Annotated in this window: 15 protein-coding genes; 3 read left to right on the top strand and 12 right to left on the bottom strand. The window is 71.7% G+C overall.

Annotated features, from left to right (window positions below):
• Position 1 precedes the first annotated feature (1 nt).
• Positions 2-649 (bottom strand): pseudouridine synthase, encoded by a 648-nt coding sequence (locus AB6A65_RS10295; protein ID WP_371038278.1) that lies wholly within the window; start codon positions 647-649, stop codon positions 2-4.
• A gap of 117 nt (positions 650-766) precedes the next feature.
• Between AB6A65_RS10295 and truB the strand changes: the two genes are divergently transcribed.
• Complete coding sequence (gene truB / locus AB6A65_RS10290) at positions 767-1,678, top strand: tRNA pseudouridine(55) synthase TruB (protein WP_371038277.1); 912 nt, start codon at positions 767-769, stop codon at positions 1,676-1,678.
• Between the two features lie 81 nt (positions 1,679-1,759).
• Here the strand turns inward: truB and AB6A65_RS10285 are convergent, their stop codons facing one another.
• The 6 genes from AB6A65_RS10285 to AB6A65_RS10260 all read right to left on the bottom strand — a co-directional run bounded on the left by AB6A65_RS10285 (position 1,760) and on the right by AB6A65_RS10260 (position 7,987).
• Positions 1,760-2,239 carry an Hsp20 family protein gene (locus AB6A65_RS10285; RefSeq protein ID WP_371038276.1) on the bottom strand — a complete coding sequence of 160 codons (480 nt, stop codon included), beginning with the start codon at positions 2,237-2,239 and terminating at the stop codon, positions 1,760-1,762.
• Between the two features lie 132 nt (positions 2,240-2,371).
• Positions 2,372-3,199 (bottom strand): serine protease, encoded by an 828-nt coding sequence (locus tag AB6A65_RS10280; RefSeq protein ID WP_371038275.1) that lies wholly within the window; start codon positions 3,197-3,199, stop codon positions 2,372-2,374.
• Positions 3,196-4,008 (bottom strand): serine protease, encoded by an 813-nt coding sequence (locus AB6A65_RS10275; protein WP_371038274.1) that lies wholly within the window; start codon positions 4,006-4,008, stop codon positions 3,196-3,198. Before AB6A65_RS10275 ends, AB6A65_RS10280 begins: the two co-directional genes overlap by 4 nt.
• 69 nt (positions 4,009-4,077) lie before the next feature.
• Positions 4,078-5,385: a glycolate oxidase subunit GlcF gene (gene glcF / locus AB6A65_RS10270; RefSeq protein WP_371038273.1), complete on the bottom strand. Its 1,308-nt coding sequence runs from the start codon at positions 5,383-5,385 to the stop codon at positions 4,078-4,080.
• A gap of 5 nt (positions 5,386-5,390) precedes the next feature.
• Positions 5,391-6,497: an FAD-binding protein gene (locus AB6A65_RS10265; RefSeq protein WP_371038308.1), complete on the bottom strand. Its 1,107-nt coding sequence runs from the start codon at positions 6,495-6,497 to the stop codon at positions 5,391-5,393.
• Between the two features lie 41 nt (positions 6,498-6,538).
• Positions 6,539-7,987, bottom strand: coding sequence for an FAD-linked oxidase C-terminal domain-containing protein (locus AB6A65_RS10260; RefSeq protein WP_371038272.1), 1,449 nt, complete (start codon positions 7,985-7,987; stop codon positions 6,539-6,541).
• Between the two features lie 165 nt (positions 7,988-8,152).
• Here AB6A65_RS10260 and AB6A65_RS10255 point away from each other — a divergent pair, with 165 nt between their 5' ends.
• The gene (locus AB6A65_RS10255) at positions 8,153-8,521 is read left to right on the top strand and encodes a hypothetical protein (protein WP_371038271.1); all 369 of its coding nucleotides are present in this window, start codon (positions 8,153-8,155) and stop codon (positions 8,519-8,521) included.
• A gap of 10 nt (positions 8,522-8,531) precedes the next feature.
• On the opposite strand, the gene AB6A65_RS10250 is transcribed toward AB6A65_RS10255, so the two are convergent.
• Genes AB6A65_RS10250 through AB6A65_RS10235 form a run of 4 tightly spaced genes read right to left on the bottom strand, consistent with a single transcriptional unit; the run spans position 8,532 to position 15,212 of the window.
• Positions 8,532-10,574, bottom strand: a complete 2,043-nt coding sequence (locus AB6A65_RS10250; RefSeq protein WP_371038270.1) for a hypothetical protein — start codon at positions 10,572-10,574, stop codon at positions 8,532-8,534.
• Complete coding sequence (locus tag AB6A65_RS10245) at positions 10,571-13,336, bottom strand: DUF4159 domain-containing protein (protein WP_371038269.1); 2,766 nt, start codon at positions 13,334-13,336, stop codon at positions 10,571-10,573. The genes AB6A65_RS10250 and AB6A65_RS10245 overlap by 4 nt, the downstream gene beginning before the upstream one ends.
• A complete protein-coding gene (locus AB6A65_RS10240) occupies positions 13,333-14,208 on the bottom strand; it encodes a DUF58 domain-containing protein (protein ID WP_371038268.1) in 876 nt (291 codons plus the stop codon). The genes AB6A65_RS10245 and AB6A65_RS10240 overlap by 4 nt, the downstream gene beginning before the upstream one ends.
• Positions 14,205-15,212, bottom strand: a complete 1,008-nt coding sequence (locus AB6A65_RS10235; protein WP_371038267.1) for an AAA family ATPase — start codon at positions 15,210-15,212, stop codon at positions 14,205-14,207. The genes AB6A65_RS10240 and AB6A65_RS10235 overlap by 4 nt, the downstream gene beginning before the upstream one ends.
• 69 nt (positions 15,213-15,281) lie before the next feature.
• Here AB6A65_RS10235 and AB6A65_RS10230 point away from each other — a divergent pair, with 69 nt between their 5' ends.
• Positions 15,282-15,875, top strand: coding sequence for a DUF1285 domain-containing protein (locus AB6A65_RS10230; protein WP_371038266.1), 594 nt, complete (start codon positions 15,282-15,284; stop codon positions 15,873-15,875).
• A 39-nt stretch (positions 15,876-15,914) separates the two neighbouring features.
• On the opposite strand, the gene AB6A65_RS10225 is transcribed toward AB6A65_RS10230, so the two are convergent.
• On the bottom strand, positions 15,915-16,832 hold the full coding sequence (locus AB6A65_RS10225; RefSeq protein ID WP_371038265.1) for a cation diffusion facilitator family transporter: 918 nt from the start codon (positions 16,830-16,832) through the stop codon (positions 15,915-15,917).
• Position 16,833: the final 1 nt, after the last annotated feature.

The raw sequence follows: 16,833 nt of genomic DNA, 5'->3' as shown, positions 1-16,833 counted from the left end.
CTCAGAACGGCGCGGGCGCGCGGAAACTCGTGCCCGCCCCGCCATCGGGGTGGTGGATGCGCAACTCCTCGGAATGGAGCATCATGCGCGGCCAGTCCCGCGCCGCGCCCTCGGCGTAGAACGGATCGCCGAGGATCGGGTGGCCCAGCTCGGCCATGTGCACCCGAAGCTGGTGGCTCCGCCCCGTCTTCGGCATCAGTTTCACCCGCGTCTCCCCCTCCTCCCGGCGCTGCACGCGCCATTCCGTCAGCGCGGGCTTGCCGGTCTCGAAGCAGACCTTCTGGCGGGGGCGGTTGGGCCAGTCCACGATCAGCGGCAGTTCCACCGTGCCGCTGCGCGGCTCGAGCCGCCCGGCCACCCGCGCGACATAGGTCTTGCGCGTCTTCCGCCGCTCGAACTGCAGCCCGAGATTGCGTTGCGCCGGGGCGGTGAGCGCAAAGACCATGACGCCCGAGGTGTCGCGGTCCAGCCGGTGGACGAGCAGCGCCTCGGGAAAGACCGCCTGGACCCGGGCGAGCAGACAGTCGGCAAGATGCGCGCCCCGCCCCGGCACCGAGAGAAGCCCCGCGGGCTTGTCCACCACGACGATCTCGTGATCGGAATGGAGGATTTGCAACGGCTCTTGCGGAGGGTCGTAGGCATCGGACATGTCGCGCGCTGCTACCGTCCGGCGGCGCGGGTGTCCAGACGCGTGGACCGCGCCGGATTGACGGACCGCGCCGGAGCCGTTACGCCCCGGCGCTTCCGAAAGAGGACGGGGGACGAAATGGCACGCAGGCGCAAGGGGCGCGACATCTCCGGCTGGCTGGTGGTGGACAAACCCGCGGGACCCACCTCCACCCATGTGGTCAACGTGGTGCGCCGGGCGCTCGACGCGAAGAAGGCGGGACATGCGGGAACGCTTGACCCGGCGGCGACAGGGGTTCTGGCCGTCGCGCTCGGCGAGGCCACCAAGACGGTTCCCCATGTCACGGATGCGCTTAAGGCGTATGTCTTCACCGTCCGCTTCGGGCAGGCGACCGACACCGACGACGCCGAGGGCAAGGTGATCGCGGAAAGCGACGCGCGCCCCACCGACGCGGAGATCAAGGCCGCGCTGCCCGCCTTCCTGGGCGAGATCATGCAGGTGCCGCCGCAATACTCGGCGGTCCGGGTGGAAGGCCAGCGCGCCCATACGCTGGCGCGCGGCGGCGCGGCGCTCGACCTCGCGCCCCGGCCCCTCTGGGTGGAGGAGTTGCTGCTCGCCGACCGCCCGGACCGCGACCATGCGGTGCTGGAGATGGTGTGCGGCAAGGGCGGCTATGTCCGGGCGCTCGCCCGCGATCTCGGCCGCGCGCTGGGCTGCCATGCCCATGTGACGACGCTGCGCCGCAGCTGGTCCGGCCCCTTCGTCGCCGAGGACGGGCTTACGCTTCAGGAGGTGGAGGCGCTGGCGGGAGATCCAGCGCTCGACGAGCGGCTCCTTCCGCTGGAGGCCGGTCTTTCCGAACTGCCCCAGGCCCGCGCCACGGCCGAGGCGGCCGCGCGGCTGCGCCACGGCAACCCGGCCCCGGTGGTCGCCAACGGGCTCGACTACGGCGAGGAGTGCTGGGCCTCCTGCGACGGGCGCGCGGTGGCCGTGGGGCGCTACCGGGCGGGAGAGCTGCACCCGGCACGCGTCTTCCGCGATGACGGCTGAGGCGCGGCAGCTCCGACCCGGGCACGAAAAAGGGGGGCGCCTCGGCGCCCCCCTTTCGCGTCCGGGCCATCGGCCTCCGGATCAGTTGACCGCTTTCGCGTCCACCACGTCCTTGTCGGTGGCGGCATCCTCGGCCTTCGCGATCTCGATCCGGCGGGGCTTCAGCGCCTCCGGGATCTCGCGCTTGAGGTCGATGTGCAGCATGCCGTCGGTGTGGCTCGCGCCGGTCACGCGCACATGATCGGCAAGCTGGAACCGGCGCTCGAACGCGCGGGTGGCGATGCCGCGGTGAAGGAAAGTGCGGCCCTCGTCCTCTTCCCTCTCGGCCTTGCGGGCCGAGACGACGAGCGCGTTTTCCTTCACCTCGACCGACAGGTCGTCCGCGGTGAAACCGGCCACCGCGATGGAGATGCGGTAGGCGTCCTCGGCCGTCTTCTCGATGTTGTAGGGCGGATAGCTGGGCTGGCTCATGTCGCTGGCCATGACCCGATCCATCATGTCGGCGACGCGGTCGAAACCGACGGTGGCCCGGTAAAGCGGTGCAAGATCGAACGTACGCATATGGTCATCCTCCTTCAGAGCGATAACGGTTGGTAGCCTTCCCCGGAGGGACAGGCGCTTCATGCCGGCAGCCCATGAGGCGCCCCCGGCATGGTTGGATCTGGGAAGACGTTCGCGCCGTTTCAAGCCCGTTCAGGGCCGGACGAACCGTGCCCCGCCCACCGCGGCCGGCGCCCCGCCCACCGTGACGCGGCGCGCGCCCGGCGAGGGGCCCGCCACCGGCGCGTCGCCGTGGCGCAGGCGGCGCCGCAGTTCGGGCACCACCTCGGCGAGCGGCGCACCGAAGGAGCGCGGCGGCCCGTCCTCGGGGCCGCCCATCGACGACACCAGCGCGAGGATGCGCGCGCGGGTGCCATAGCGCACGAACACCGGCGCGCCGGAAGAGCCGAAGGTCACGTCGCAGTCGAAGACCATGATTCCCGGAGCCTCGTCCAAGAGCCGGCAGCGGCGCTGGCGCGCGGGCGCCTCGGACCGCCCCTCGCCGTAGGAGACCACGCTCACCTCGTCGCCGGGCCGGGGATCGACATGCACCCGGAAGGGATCGGCGACGGCCGCGCCGATGGGCTCCGCAAGGCGCAGAAGTGCCACGTCGTGGCGCACCATGTCTCCACGGATGCTGCCGTCGCGCGAAGGTTCGTAGGCCTCGGGCATGGCCAGCCGCGCGCCCCGCCGCTCCGCCAGCGCGCGCCCGTTCATGTATCCGGCGCGAAATACGACCTGTTCGGGCGGCACCGGCGCGCCCGTGTCGCGGAAGAACAGGCAATGCGCGGCGGTCAGCACCAGATCGTCGGCGATCAGAACGCCCGTGCAGTATCCGTTTCCGGCCACGTCCACGCGGCCCACCGCCTCCCAGCCCATCAGGTCGGAGCGAAGCTGCATCTGCCGCGGCGCCTCCGCAGCGACGAGGCCCGGAAGGACGAAAAGCGCGATGAACGCCACGACACGCGCCCGGACCCTCATGGCCGGACGAACTTCGCCCCGGCCGGCGGGCGGGTCGCCCCGTCCGCGCCCATGCTCGGCACCAGCCTGAGATCCAGGTCCATGCGGGCGGAGGCCATCTCGGCCTGCAGGAGGGCCAGCGGCTCTGCCAGCGCGGTGCCCAGTGCCACCTTCGCGCCGCCATACTCGGCCTTGGCCGACACGACGGACACGATGCGCGGCTCGCCCGCGTCGAAGCTGAACACCGGCGCGCCAGAGGCCCCGAAATCCACCTCGCAGTCCATCACGAGCACGCCGTACTGCCGGGCGCGCACGCCGCAGACCTCTTGCAGAGAGGGTGCCTCGGCCCGGTCGCGCGCGTAGGACACGACGCCGATCCGCGCGCCCGGCAGCGGATGCTCGCCCGTCCGGAACGGAATGACGCCGGTATTGCGGATCGGGTGGTGCAGTTCCAGCAGCGCCACGTCGTCGCGCACCCGCGAGGCCGAGGTTTCCGTCTGGAACCGGTAGTTCGGATGCGCCACCGCCCGGCGCACCTGCCGGTAGGCTTCCGCGCGGCCGTTCCGCCAGCCGGCCAGGAACTCGATATCGGTCACCTCAATCCGGGCGCCGGTCTCCCGGTCGTAGAGACAATGCGCCGCGGTCAGCACCAGATCCGGCGCGATCAGCGCGCCCGTGCAGAAGCCCCGTCCGCCGAGCTCCAGCCGGCCGACGGCTTCCCAGCCACGGTTCTGCTCGCTCGTCTCCAGCATGCGCAGCGCGCCGTCCGCGGCCGAGGCCACGGGCGCGACGAGCGCGACCAGAAGGGCGAAAAGGGCGACGGGACGCATGAGGCCTATCCTTGGCGGTCGCGACACACCCGGAATAGAGAAAAGTTGAGGCGAAACTACGGCACGAACCTATCCGGCACGGAAACGCAGCGTTTCCGCAACACGGGGCGGGCAGGGCCCGCCGGTCACCCAGTCGAGAAGTTCGACGGTGTGCACGACGGGAATCTCCGTCCCGCCGCCGATCTGCATCATGCAGCCGATATTGCCGGTGGCGATCACGTCCGGGGCGCGCGCCTCGAGCGTGCGCACCTTGCGCGCCTTGAGCTGCCCCGAGATCTCGGGCTGCATCAGGTTGTAGGTGCCCGCCGAGCCGCAGCAGAGATGGCTGTCGGCCGGCTCGACCACCTCGAAGCCCGCGCGCTTCAGCAATGTCTTGGGGGCGGCCTTCACCTGCTGGCCGTGCTGAAGCGAGCAGGCCGCGTGATAGGCCACGCGCAGCCCCTGCGCCGGTCCCTCGGGCAGCCCGAGTTCGGAGAGCACCTCGCTCACGTCGCGGGCGCGAAGGGCCACCCGTTGCGCCTCGTCGGCGAGCGCGTGGCCCTCGAACATGTGGCCGTAATCCTTCACCGTCGTGCCGCATCCGGAGGTGTTGACGACGATGGCGTCGAGGCCGTCGCCCTCCATCTCGCGCGTCCAGGCGCGGATGTTGGCCGCCGCGCTCGCGTGGCTTTCCGCGGTCTTGCCCATGTGATGGGTGAGCGCGCCGCAGCAGCCCGCGCCCTCGGCCACGACGACCTCGCAGCCCAGCCGCGTGAGCAGGCGAATCGCCGCGTCGTTGATGTCGGTATTGAGCGCGCGCTGCGCGCATCCGGTCATCAGCGCCACGCGCTTGCGGCGCGCGCCTTCCGCCGGAAAGACCTGCGGGTCGTCGTTGCGGCTCACGGGCGGGATGGTGGCGGGCGCCATGTCCAGCATCGCCCTGAGCCGCTTGTCCGGCACGAGGCCGCGGAACGGCCGCCCGATCTTCGCGGCGAGAAGCGCCACGCGGAACCGCGTCGGATGGGGCAGGATGCGCGCCAGCATCCAGCGCAGCGCCCGGTCGCGCCAGGGGCGGTCGTAGGTCGTCTCGATATATTCCCGCGCGTGGTCCACGAGATGCATGTAATGCACGCCCGAGGGGCAGGTGGTCATGCAGGCGAGGCACGAGAGGCAGCGGTCGATGTGCAGCACCGTGCTGTCGTCGGGCACCCGCTCGTTCTCCAGCATGTCCTTGATCAGGTAGATGCGGCCGCGGGGCGAATCGAGCTCGTCGCCCAGCACCTGGTAGGTCGGGCAGGTCGCCGTGCAGAATCCGCAATGAACGCAGCTGCGCAGGATGTCGTTGGACCGCTGCATCGCCGGATCGGCGAGCTGCTCTGTGCTGAAGGTGGTCTGCATGGCGCTCAGGCCTCGAGGTCGGGGTTGAGGATGCCGCGGGGATCGAAGCGCGCCTTGAGCCCGGCGGTCAGCGCCGCCACCGGTCCGGCCTCGGGCGGGAGCGCCGGAACGTCCGGCCGGGGCGCGCCACGCACCCGCGTCGCGTGGCCGTCGAAGGTGCCGAGCCGGGCGCGGGCGTCCGTGCCCTCGGGCAGAAGCCCCCAGAGGAGCCCGCCGCCCCAGTCGACAAGCACGCGCTCGGCCTCTAGCCGCGACACGAGCTTCGGCGCCGCGCTCGGCCGGCAATGGATGCGCCAGACGTCGCCCGTGGCGCCCTGGAGCGGGGCGGCATCGCGGATTTCACGCCACGCGTCCCGGACGGCGTCAGGGTCGGCCACCGTCTCCGCCGCACCGAATCCCGCAAGGTGCTCGGCAAGCCGGCCCAGCCGGTAGGCGACCTGCGTCTCGAACCCCTCGATCCGGAGCATGGTGCGCCGGGCCGCGGCATCATGCGCCGCGCCCGTCACCTCGTAGGCAGAGCCCAGCGCCGACGACATCGCCGCCACCGCGCGCTCCACGTTCAGCCCGTCGAGGACGATCATGCCCTGCGTCTCGGGCGCGGGCAGCACCTTGAGGCTTACCTCGCTGAGCACGCCGAGACGGCCGCGGCTGCCGGCCATCAGGCGCACAAGATCGTAGCCGGTGACGTTCTTCATCACCCGTCCGCCGTTCTTCACGACACGGCCCGCCCCGTCCACGAAGCGCACGCCGAGCATGAAATCGCGCGCCGCGCCCACGGCCACCCGGCGCGGACCGCTGACGTTTCCCGCCACCACGCCGCCGATGGTGGGCGCGCCCTCGGTGCCCAGAAGCCCGCGGTGGTCCATCGGCTCGAAGGCGAGGCGCTGGCCCTCCCGCCCGAGAACCGCCTCGATCTCGCCGAGCGGCGTGCCGGCCCCCGCCACGAGGGTCAGCGCCCCCGGCTCGTAAAGCGAAATGCCCGCGAGCCCGGCGGTGGAAAGCACCTCCGCGCCCGCCGCCGCGCCGCTCCGCGTGGCGCCGCCGCGAACGGCCAGAGGCGCGCTCGCCTGCGCAAGCGTTTCGGACAGCTCGGTTTCGGACCCCGGTGCGATCATCTTGCCCGCTTTCGTCAGACTCCGGCGCGCCCGCGCCGCTACTCCGCCGCGAGGCGCGCGGCGCGGCGCGCCTCGGACACCGCCAGCGGGAACACCTTGGCCGGGTTCAGCAGCCAGGCCGGGTCGAACACGTCCTTCACGGCCATCTGCGCCTCCAGGTCGGCCGGCGCGTACTGCTCGCCCATCAGGTCGCGCTTCTCGATCCCGACGCCGTGCTCTCCGGTGAGGCAGCCGCCCACCTCGACGCAGAGCCGCAGGATGTCGGCGCCGAACGCCTCGCAGGTCTCGAGGTCTCCGGGCTTGTTGGCGTCGAACAGGATGAGCGGGTGCATGTTGCCGTCGCCCGCGTGAAAGACGTTGGCGACCTCGAGGCCGTACTGCGTCGACATCTCGCCGATGCGGCCCAGGACGCGCGGAAGCTCGGAGACGGGGATCGTCCCGTCGAGGCACATGTAGTCGCCCATCTGCCCCATGGCGCCGAAGGCGGACTTGCGGCCCTTCCAGATGCGCGCGGCCTCGTCCTCGTCGGCCGCCTCGCGCAGCTCCACCGGGTCGTGCTTGCCGGCGATCTGCTTGATGAGGCCGAGCTGGGCGTCGATCTCGTGCTCGGCGCCCTCCACCTCGACGATGAGCAGCGCCTCGCAATCAGGGTAGCCGGCATGGGCGAACGCCTCCGTGGCGCGGATGCAGGGACGGTCCATGAATTCGATCGCCACGGGCAGGACGCCCGCCTTGATGATGTCCGAGACGCAGGCGCCCGCGACCTCGCTCGACGCGAAGCCCATGAGCACGGGGCGCGCGCCCTCGGGCTTCGGCAGGATGCGCAGCGTCGCCTCGGTCACCACGCCGAGCTGGCCTTCCGACCCGCAGACGAGCCCCAGAAGGTCGAGCCCGCCCGCGTCCATGTGCGCGCCGCCCAACTCCACCACCGTCCCGTCCATCTGCACGAGCGTCACGCCGAGGAGGTTGTTGGTCGTCACGCCGTATTTCAGGCAATGCGCGCCGCCGGAGTTCATCGCGATGTTGCCCGCGATGGCGCAGGCGAGCTGGCTCGACGGGTCGGGCGCGTAGAAGAAGCCGTCCGCCTCCACCGCGCCGGTGACGGAAAGATTGGTCCGGCCCGTCTGCACGCGGATGATGCGGTCCTCGAGGCTGGTTTCCAGAACCTCGGTCATGCGCGCGACGCCGAGGATCACGCTGTCGGCGGTGGGCAGCGCGCCGCCGGCAAGGCTCGTGCCCGAGCCGCGCGGCACGACCGGCACCCCCATGCGGTGGCAGAGGGCGAGCACCGCGCTCACCTCTTCGGTGGAGGCGGGCAGCACCACGGCGAGCGGCGCGCAGCGATAGGCCGTGAGCGCGTCGCATTCGTAGGCGCGGGTCTCGGCCGGATCATGAATGACCGCCTCGGGCGGCAGGATACGGGAAAGACCTTCGACCAGGTCGCGCTTGCGCGCGAGAATCGCGGGATCGGGTGCGGGCATGTCCATCGGCGGCTCCTCCTGACAAGAAGGGGTAGTCTTCGCACCGGCCCATGGCAAGGTGCGCGCCGTCGCAGGCGGAGCTGCGCCACTGCCGGCGCGCCCGGTGGCCCGGGCGGGGCGTTCCGGCTAGGCTGAGGGACAAGCAGCATTCATGCGGTAGAGGAAACTTCCATGAACCGTCATGTTTTCCTGATCGCGGCGACCGCCGCGCTGGCCGCCACGGCCGCTGCCGCGGACCCGGCCGTGATCGAGGGCGCGCGGGCCGAGCCCGACGGCGCCGGGTGGCGGATTTCCGTCACCTTGCGCCACGGGGATACCGGCTGGGACGATTACGCCGACGCGTGGCGCGTGCTCGGCCCCTCGGGCGAGGTGCTGGCCACGCGCGAGCTTCTGCATCCCCATGTCACCGAGCAGCCCTTCACCCGCTCTCTCGCAGGCATCACGCTGCCCGAGGGCATGACCGAGCTGCGCATCGAAGCGAGCACCTCCGTCACGGGCTGGGGCGGGGAGCTTTACCTGCTGGAACTGCCGACCGAATGAGGCCCCCGGCTCAGCGGCGCCCTTCGCGCAGCCACGCGCCCACGATCAGTGCCGAGGCCAGAAGCAGCACCGCCCAGGCGGGCAGAAGCGGCATCTGGCGCACATCGAGGGTCTGGTAGGCCTCGCGCGGGGTGATGCCCACCCAGCCGCGCCCGGCGGCGGGCCGGCCTTCGCGCACCGTGCGGATCGCGGGCACACCCTCCTCCAGCCGCATCATGCCGCCCCGCACGGCGTCGATGGCCGGCTCCAGCGCGGCGCCGCTGGCGATGGTCTGCACGAACTCGCGCGGGGCCGCCGGGCCAAGCCCGATCACCGCCGTCTGGTCGCCCTGCTCGAGTCGGTAGAGACCGATCTCGGGGCCCTCGTAAAGCGCCTCGAAGCGGCCGGGAGACACCTTTTCCAGGTCGATCGTCTCCTCCTCGCCCGACGGCGTCGTGATCGTCACCGCGCCGACCTCGTCGCCGAGCGTGCGGCGGGCGATCCTCATGCGCTGGCCCGTCGCCTCGGCGGTCAGCGCCTCCTCCTCGAGTTCAGGTTCCTCCATCATCCAGTGCGACAGCCGGCGCAGCAGTTCCAGCTGCGGGCCCCCGCCCTCGTAGCCGCGGCTCCAGAGCCAGGCCTGATCGGAGGCGAGCAGCGCGATGCGGCCCTCGCCCACCCGGTCGAGCACGAGAAGCGGGCGCTCCTCGGTGCCCTGCATCACGACGTCGCCCGAGGCGGGCGTGACCTCGATCTGGCGCAGCCACCGGCCCCAGCCTTCCGGCGCGGGCAGGCCCTGCGTCACGGGGTGGCGCTCTCCCAGCCCCGTCACCGCCGGGCGGAAGCCTTCTTCCACGACGCGGGCCGTCGGCGCCGCGGGGATCACCTCCGACAGCGGCGAGCGGTAGAGGCTGTCCGCGCTGGCGTAGTCTGGTCCGGCGGCCACCAGCACCGCACCGCCCTCGCGGACGTAATTGGCCACGTTGTCGAGGTAGATCGAGGGCAGGATGCCCCGGCGCTTGTAGCGATCGAAGATGATCAGGTCGAAATCGTCCACCTTCTCGAGGAAAAGCTCCCGCGTCGGGAAGGCGATGAGCGAGAGTTCGGAAACCGGCACGCCGTCCTGCTTTTCGGGCGGGCGGAGAATCGTGAAATGCACCAGATCGACCGAGGAGTCCGATTTGAGCAGGTTGCGCCAGGTCCGGGTGCCCGGGTGCGGCTGGCCAGAGACGAGAAGCACCCGCAGCCTGTCGCGCACCCCGTTGATCTGCACCAGCGCCGCGTTGTTGCGGTCCGTCAGTTCGCCCTCCGCCTCGGGCACGGAGAAGCGGATCACGTTGCGCCCGGCATGGGACAGGGTGATCGGCAGTTCCACGTCGCGGCCGATCGGCACCTCGAAGCGCTGCGGCGCCTCCCCGTCCACGGAGATGTCGAGGGGCGCGGTCCGCGCGCTCTCGGGCGCGGCGCCCTCGTCCTCGATCCGGAGCGTCAGGGTGATCTCCTCGTCGAGGATCGCGAAGGCGGGCGCGTTGGTGACGACGAGGCGCCTGTCCCAGTCGCTTTCCCGGCCGGTCATCAGCAGATGCATCGGCGCGGTCAGGTCGGGCAGGCGCTCGACGTCGTGAAGCCGCCCGTCCGACAAGAGGAACACCCCGGCCACCCGGTCGCGCGGCTCCTTGGCCAGCGCCTCGGACAGGGCGGTCATGAGAAGCGTGCCCTCGTCGCCCTCCGCGTCGGGCACCGTCACGCGCCGCAGCTCCGTGTCCGGACGGCTCTCGATCTCGGCGGCGAGCTCCTCGGCCGCGGCCTCGGTCGTCGCGGCACGTTCGGCGAGGCGCTGGCTCGCCGTCGCGTCCTCCACCATGATCACGATGTCGGAAAGCGCCGCGCGCTCCTCCTGCTGCCAGGTGGGCTGCGCGAGCGCGGCGAGCACGACGAGCCCGGCAAGCCCGCGGAGCGCCCAGCCGGACAGCCCGCGCCAGAGCGCGAGCGCGGAGGCCGCCGCCACCGCCACGCCCAGCGCGCCAAGCAGCCAGAGCGGCACGAGGGGGTCGAAGAGCACCATTCCCGTCATTGACCCAACCTGTCGAGAAGCGCCGGAACATGCACCTGGTCCGACTTGTAGTTGCCCGTGAGCACATGCATTACGAGGTTCACGCCGAAGCGGAAGGCGAGTTCGCGCTGGCGCTCTCCCGTGTAGCCGCGTCCCACCGGGTAGAGAGGCTGGCCGCGCTCGTCCACGGCCCACGCTGCCGCCCAGTCATTGCCGCCGATGACCACCGGCGTCACCCCGTCGTTGAGGTTGCGGAAGGGCATCCCCTCGATCCGTTCGGCGTCGGGCGGCGCGGCCTCGACCCAGACCTCGCGGGCGGCGTGGCGGCCGGGGAAATCCTGCAGAAGATAGAAGGTCCGGGTAAGGACATGGTCGTCCGGCACCGGCTCGAGCGGCGGGATGTCGAGCGGGCGCGCCAGCTCCTGGAGTTTGCGGCCGTTCGGACTCGACGCGCCGAAGCGCGCAACGTCCGCGTCGCGGGTGTCGAAGACGATCATTCCGCCCGAGCGCAGGAACGCGTTGAGCTTGGCATAGGCCGCGTCCGACGGCGTCGGCTGCGCCGGCGTGACAGGCCAGTAAAGCAGCGGGAAGAAGGCCAGCTCGTCGGTCTCGAGGTTCACGCCGAAGGGCTCGGCGGGTTCCACCGAGGTGCGGAAGAAGAGCGTTTCCGACAGGCCGCGCAGCCCCGCCTCCGCCATCTCGTCGATCGACGCGTCGCCGGTCAGCACATGGGCGAGCACCACCTCGCGGGTCGCGCCCTGGGCAAAGCCGTCCTCGGCGGATTGCTGGGCGGCCGCCGGGGGCGCGGGACCGGCGAGAGGGGCCGCGGCCAGAAGAAGCGCCGCCGCGGCACCCCGAAGCCGCCCGGAAAGGGCGAGCGAGGCAAGCACGTCGGCCACGAGCAGCAGGAGCGCGAAGGTCAGAAGCGCCCCGGTGAGCGGCGTCTCCGCCGGGCGGGACAGCCCCAGGACCGTGATCCGGTCGGGCCATGTGGCGGGCGCGAGCGTCACCGCTGGCGTCACCACGTTCCGGGCGAGCGTCCGGTCCTCGCCCTGGTAGAGGCCGGGCCGGAGATCGGGGCCGAGCGGCGCCTCCGCCAGGACGGCGCCGTCCACCCCGGGCAGCGCGCCCGCGTCGCGAAGCTGGCCGAAGCCGTCGAGCAGCTTCAGCGGTTGCCAGACCGTGCCCTCGAGGTCCGACGCCTCCGGCGCCGCGACGGCAGAGGAGACGGCAAGGCGTTCCAGCATCTGCACGAAAAGCCCCGAGAGCGGCAGGGTGGACCATTCCGCGTTCGCGGTGACATGGAAGAGGACGACCTGCCCCTCGCCGAGCGGCTTGCGGGTGACGAGCGGGGTGCCGTCGGTCAGCTGCGCCACGACGCGCTCGGACAGCACCGGGTCCGGCTGGGCCATCACCTGCGCCGACACGGTCACGTCGCCGGGCACCTCTAGGCCGCGGAAGGGGCTGTCGTCGTCGAAGGGCGCGAGGCTCTTGGGCTCGCCCCAGCTCATGGCGCCGCCCACCGTGCGCCCGCCCGCGCGCAGGCGGACCGGCATCAGCCTAGCCTCTTCCGCGCGGCTCACGTCGCTCGCGGCTAGGCGGGGTCCGGCGAAGCGCAGCAACAGCCCGCCGCCTTCGACCCACTCGGCAAGACCCGCCTCCTCGGCTGGCGACAGCGTGGCGACATCGGCGAGCACGATCACGTCGGGGTTGGCGGGCAGGATGTCGGTCAGCGCGCCATCGAGCAGGTCGGCCGTCGGTTCGAGGGCGTTTTCGAGGTAGTGCAGCGGCGACAGCAGTTCGAGCCCCTCGCGGTCGTCGCGCCCGGCGATCAGCGCGACCTCGCGCCGGCGCAGGCTGTCGTCTGGCAGGCTGACCGCCCCCGCGCTGCGCGCGCCCTCGACCTCGAACCGGGTCAGCCGCGCGCGAAGCTCCGCGGGCAGCGACAGCGCGGCCTCCGCCTCCGTCTCGCCGGCGGCGAAGCGCGCCCCCACGCGCGCCAGGATCCGCGGCGCCCCCGCCGGATCCAGCCCGTGGGCGGCGATGGTGATCTCGCGCGGCACGCCGGGCTCGGAGCGGCGGGCGACAAGGCGGATCGCGCCGTCCTCCACGGTGGGCGGCATGAGGCCCAGAACCGGCCCGGGCGATTGCAGCACGCGCACGGTCCCGCGCGCCTCGAGCGCGGAAAGCAGCTCCGCGCGGCTGTCGCGCGCAAGCCCGTCCGACACCCAGAGCGTGTCGAAGCGCGTGTCGCCCAGCCCCTCGAGGAAGGTCTCGACATCGTCCGCAGAGGGCTGCCAGGGCTGCGGCTCCAGCCCGACCAGCCGGCCGCGCCAGGCATCGGAGGACTGGAAGACCGGCGCCTCGGGCGCGGTCAGGCGCACCATCGCGACGGTGCGGCCCGCGCGGCCGGCCTCTGCAAGCTCGCGCTCGAGCGCGTCGAGCTTGGCGGCCCAGTCGCCCGCCCCCGCCCAGGACCCGTCCAGGAGGACCAGAAGCGGCCCGTCGCCGGACGCGCGCTCCTCCTCCGGGTTCAGCACCGGCCCGGCGAGCCCAAGGATCACCGCCGCCACGGCGAGCATCCGCAGCAGCAGAAGCCACCAGGGCGTGCGGTCGCTCACCTGTTCCTCGTCGCGCAGGCCGAGAAGCAGAACGACGCCCGGGAAATAGCGGCGCAGCGGCGCGGGCGGCACCGCGCGCAGGATCAGCCACAGCACCGGCAGCGCCGCAAGCGCCAGCAGAAGCCAGGGGTTCGCGAAGCCGATCGCGCCGAAAAGCGTCATGCCGTGCCCGCCTCCATCGCCTGCCAGAGCCAGAGCAACGCCGACTGCGCCGAGGCGTCGGTGTGGTGAACGTGAAAGCGCCAGCCGGTCGTGGCGCAAAGCTGGCCGAGCCGTTCCTTCCGCTCGGCCAGCCGCTCGAGATAGCGCCCGCGCAGGTCGTCGGCCTTCAGCGTCTCGTGGCGAAGTCCGCGGCCCATGCTTTCGAACACGGTGCGGCCGCGAAACGGAAACGCCTCTTCCGTGGGGTCGAGCACCTGGATCAGCACCCCGCGCACCCCGCGATCGGCCGCTTTCGCGAGCGCCTGCTCTGCCGGCTCAGGGTCGCCGAGGAAATCCGAGATGAACAGCGCGCGCGACATCGGCAGCATCGCCCGCGCCTCCGGCGTGCCGTACTCCTCGATCCCGTCGCGCGAGAACGCCTCCGCGAGGCGCAGGATCTGCACCTCGCCCCGGCGCGGCGGCAGCGATCCGCCGGTGAGCCCCACGCGCTCTCCGCCGCGGATCAGCAGGATCGCCGCCGCCAGCGCCAGAACGCGGGCGCGCTCGCCCTTGCTGGGCAGGTCCTTCGAGGACGCGAACTGCATGGACGCGGCCTGGTCCACCCAGAGCATCACCGACTGCGCGACGGTCCACTCCCGCTCGCGGACGTAGCGGTCGTCGCCGCGCGCCGAGCGCCGCCAGTCGACCATCCGCAGCGAGTCGCCGGGCTGGACGGGCCGGTATTGCCAGAAATCGTCGCCAAGCCCGGCCCGGCGGCGCCCGTGCTCGCCCAGAAGCACGGTGCCGGCCAGGTGCTCGGCCCGTGCGAGCAGCGGCGGGAACGGGGCGGCCTCTTCCTCGGCGAGGGAACGAAGGACGAGGGGTTCCGTCACGCGGCGGCCTCGGGCCGCGCCATGGCGTCGCAGGTCTCGTCGATCAGATCGGCGAGGCTGTCGCCACGGGCGCGCGCCGAGAAGCGCAGCGCCATACGATGGCTGAGAACCGGGCGCGCCATCTCCATCACGTCCTCGATCGAGGGCGCGAGGCGGCCCTGCAGAAGCGCCCGCGCCCGGACGGTCAGCATCAGCGCCTGCGCCGCGCGCGGGCCCGGACCCCACGCGACGCTTTCGCGCACCCGCGCGGGGGCGCTTTCGTCATCGGGACGGAAGGCGCGCACCAGATCCAGGATCGCCTCGACCACGCTGTCGCCCACGGGCATGCGGCGCAGAAGCGTCTGCGCCTCCATCAGCTCGGCAGCGGTGAAGACGGCGTGCGCCTCCTCCTCCTCCACGCCGGTGGTGGCGAGCAGGATGTCGCGCTCGGTCGCGCGGTCGGGATAGGCCACGTCGATCTGCACGAGGAACCGGTCGAGCTGCGCCTCGGGCAGCGGATAGGTGCCTTCCTGCTCGATCGGGTTCTGCGTGGCGAGCACGTGGAAGGGCCTGGCGAGCGGCCGGTCCTCTCCGGCGACGGTCACGCGCTTTTCCTGCATGGCCTGCAGGAGCGCCGACTGCGTCCGCGGCGAGGCGCGGTTGATCTCGTCCGCCATCAGAAGCTGGCAGAAGATCGGTCCGGGAATGAACTTGAAGGTGCGGCTGCCGTCCTCGCCCGTCTCGAGCACCTCCGAGCCGAGAATGTCGGCGGGCATGAGGTCGGGGGTGAACTGCACGCGGTTGCCGTCGAGCCCCATCACGGTCGAAAGCGTCTCGACGAGCCGCGTCTTGCCGAGACCCGGAAGGCCGATCAGCAGTGCGTGGCCGCCGCAAAGCAGCGCCGAAAGCGTCAGGTCCACCACCCGTTCCTGCCCGATGAAGCGGCGCGTGATGGAGGCGCGGGCTTCGGCGATCTTCGATTCGAGGGACTCAATCCCGGCGATGAGATCCGCATCCTCGGCCATGACAGGCGCTCCTTGCATCATATATCCCTTTGACGAAGTGTATCGCGCGACAGGAGGAAGGCAAAAACTATGAGCGCACACATTCCCGTGACCCCGTCCGCCGAAAGCCTCGCCGCCTCCGCGCGCGCCGCCCGGGGCAAGGGACGCCCGCCCGTGCATGACTGGAATCCTCCCTTCTGCGGCGATCTCGACATGCGGATCGCGCGCGACGGCACCTGGTTCTATCTGGGCACGCCCATCGGCCGATTCGAGCTCGTGAAGCTCTTTTCCTCGATCCTGCGGAAGGATGACGACAGGTATTTTCTCGTGACGCCGGTCGAGAAGGTCGGGATCACCGTGGACGACGCGCCTTTCGTCGCCGTCGATTTCGAGGCGGAAGGCAAGGGGCAGGACCAGGTGCTGACATTCCGCACCCATGTCGGCGACACCGTCGCGGCGGGCCCCGACCATCCGATCCGCGTGGAACGCGACCCCGAGACGGGAGAGCCCGCGCCCTACGTCCTCGTGCGCGACCGGCTCGAGGCGCTCATCGACCGCAAGAGCTTCTATCGCCTCGTCGATCACGGCGGGCGCGAAGAGGTGGGCGGCGGGCGCTGGTTCGGCCTCTGGTCCGGCGGTGCCTTCTTTCCGGTGATCCCCGCGGCGGAGCTGCCGGACGGTTGAGCGCGGCGGGAGCCGTCGGGCGGCGCGCCGGGCCGCATGTCAGTCGGGATGGCCGAGCCGTTGCGGCGCCTCGCACGCGGTCTCTTCGGTCTCGATCTCGAGGGTCGTGTGCGCGAGGTCGAAGCGCGCCTCGAGCATGTCCTTCAGTGCGAGGCGCACGGTCTGGGCGGGCATTTCTCCCGACAGCACCACATGCGCCTCGAGCGCGGCCTCGTGCTCCTGCATCCGCCAGAGGTGCAGGTGATGCACGTCGCCCACGCCCGGCGCGGCGCGCATGGCGGAAAGAACCTCGCGGGCGTCCGGGGTCTCCGGGCTTGCCAGCATCAGGATGCGCACCACGGGCCCCAGCCCCGCCGCGCTTTGCCACAGGATGTAGGCGGCGATCCCGAGCGTCACCGCCGCGTCCACCCAGGTCGCACCGTAGAGCAGGATGAGACTGCCCGCGACGATGACGCCGAGCGAGCCCAGCGCGTCCGCGAGATTGTGCAGGAAGGCCGCGCGGATGTTCACGCTGCTCTTCGCCATCGCCCAGGTGAGCGCGGCGGTCACGAGGTCCACGGCGAGGGCGACCCCCGCCACCGCCACCATGATCCAGCCGGTGACCGGCTCCGGTGCGACGAGGCGCATCACCCCCGCCGCCCCGAGCCAGACGGCGATGACGATCAGCGTCGTGTAGTTGACGAGCGCCGCGACGACCTCGGCGCGGCGGTAGCCGAAGGTCATCGCCGCGTCGGCGGGCCGCCGCCCGAGGCGCCGCGCGGCGAGCGCGATCCCGAGCGAGAGCGCGTCGGACAGGTTGTGGATCGCGTCGGCGACGAGCGCGAGGCTTCCGGATATGGCCCCGGCGACGATCTGTACCAGCGTCAGGAACAGGTTCACGCCGACGGCGAGCGCGACACGCAGGTCGCCCGCCCCGGCGTCGATCCCGTGATGGTGGTGGCCGTGATGGTCGCCCATG

This window comes from Rhodosalinus sp. FB01, from assembly GCF_041365715.1.
Lineage (GTDB): Bacteria > Pseudomonadota > Alphaproteobacteria > Rhodobacterales > Rhodobacteraceae > Rhodosalinus.
This window is presented reverse-complemented; position numbering and strand designations above follow the sequence as displayed.